Source organism: Chthoniobacterales bacterium (genome assembly GCA_018883245.1).
Classification (GTDB): Bacteria; Verrucomicrobiota; Verrucomicrobiia; order Chthoniobacterales; family JACTMZ01; genus JACTMZ01.
The window spans coordinates 1-1,843 of record VEQL01000082.1; the positions used below are offsets into that span (position 1 = coordinate 1).

A 1,843-nucleotide genomic window follows, 5' to 3' on the forward strand; every position below is an offset into this window, starting at 1 on the left:
ACTTTCTCTCTTCTTCAATGCCAGCGGTGGAACGCAAAAACCTTTCAATCTCCGATACGGCAAACAGCGGCGTGCGCAGCGAAAGGCTTGGACGCAACAGACCTCGCTTCCAAAGGCGGTAAACAGTAACCCTCGAAATTCCAAGCGCCCTCGCCGTCTCCTCCGTGTTGAGCGCAAGACGGTCGCGGAACGGTTCCATGGGCGCAGGAAGCGCTGGTGGAAGCGGATCAGCCGGAGCACTCAGCGCCCGCTGCGCTGCCTCGATACAACGCTCAAGCTGTTCAACGGTGAGATTCACAAACACCGGCTCCGGAGGCAGTTCGTCTCCAAGCATCTGCCGCAGAATGTCCAGCGGCTCGCGCTTCAGCATCGGCGCCAGCCCGTGCTCGACCAGCGTGCGCAAGTGGATGCGGTCAGGCAGCGCGGGATCGTCAGCCCTCATGCGTCAACGAGGTGATCGAACAACCCTTGCTCAAGCGGCATCAGCGCCGCCTGCTCGGCCTTGAAGAAGTCCGCCTTCGTCTTGCCCATCGATTTGCCGCGGCGCGTGTGGCAATCGAATGCGTAGTCCGGAACCGGCACATATTCCGGCGCGCTGCGCAGTTCATCGGCCAGCGTGTCGGGATCGATGCCGCGCATTTCATCGTAAACGAAGTTCTGCAGGTGATCCGCATCACGGCTCTTCTTGGCCGCGCAGAGCAGGATCACGGCTTTCGAAATGAAGATGCGACCGCGGGCACGGCGACCGGAGAGGTTCGCGTTGATCATGGCATACGAGTCATGCAGCGCTTTGACCTCTTGGGTGATGATGCCCCAGCAGTCCTCGGCCGAAACAGTGAGGAGGCGTTTCCACACGTAGTTGCCAAAGCCGCTGGCCCAAAGTTCCAAGGCCCAGTAACCGGCGTATTGGGTCTCCCCGCGCCGGATCGCTTTTTGCATCGCCGAGCTTACCTCGCCGAAATCGTAGCCTCTGATCGTTCTAAGCCTCATGCCGTGTCCTGTGAGGCCGAACATGTCGGGTGTGAAGTTTTGCATCCCCTTTGGCCTCTCGCAGAAAACGCACTGAATCCATCGGTTTTTTTCACCATTTTTCGGCGCGGTCGGTGGCCCGGTTTGGCAAACTCGCCAGCCTCAGCCCGGCGCATAAACTCTTCCACCACTTCGGCCCGCACGTAGCGGCGGTTGTAGATGAGATAGCTCTGGAAGAGCCCATCGCGCTCCCATCTGTAGATCGTGGTTCGGCTCCGGCCGAGCACCTCGCGGAACTTGTCCAACGAGATGGGCAGCTTGCGAGCAACGGATTCTTCCGGTTCAGCCATGCCCCGACTTTAACGCAGTGACACGTCATGACCTAATGTCCTCCGGGGTGCATTGAGGGTGCGTCATCCGAGACTTACCGACTGGCGCCGGGGCGCATCCATGGCCACCCGATCCTGGCTCTTGTAGCTCTCGAAGCGGATGTGCGACTTCCACTTGTTCTTGAGATAGCGCTTCTCGGCCGCAATCCGCTCTGCCGAACGAATCAGCGAATTGCCACCAAGGTTCTTGTCCCTTTCCTGCAGGAAGCAAAAGCGCGCCTCGTTCCAGACCAGGCGGTTTTCCATCAATTCGGTGAGCGTGGCGTCGATGTCGCACTTGCACTTGAGCAACTCGTCCCAGCGCACCTTCTTGCCGATCACGCCAACGGCTCCCCCAACCCAGTGGTTCACCCCGAAGGGATCGTTGCGCTGAAGCAGTCGCGGGTCGCTGCGCTGATGCCAACCGAAGAGCCTCGCCCCCGCGCCGTGTGCGCAATAGGCGGAATTTTCCACCATCGCGGCAATCTCTTCGGGGTTCAGACGGC

2 protein-coding genes are annotated in these 1,843 nt (G+C 60.0%); both read right to left on the reverse strand.

Translation table 11 applies throughout. The annotated features are described in order from the left end of the window. Positions 1-442 (reverse strand): helix-turn-helix domain-containing protein (locus FGM15_13620; GenBank protein MBU3666896.1); only part of this gene is annotated, 442 nt, incomplete at its 3' end. Continuing rightward, positions 439-990 (reverse strand): hypothetical protein, encoded by a 552-nt coding sequence (locus FGM15_13625; protein MBU3666897.1) that lies wholly within the window; start codon positions 988-990, stop codon positions 439-441. The genes FGM15_13620 and FGM15_13625, both read right to left, overlap by 4 nt. Positions 991-1,843: the final 853 nt, after the last annotated feature.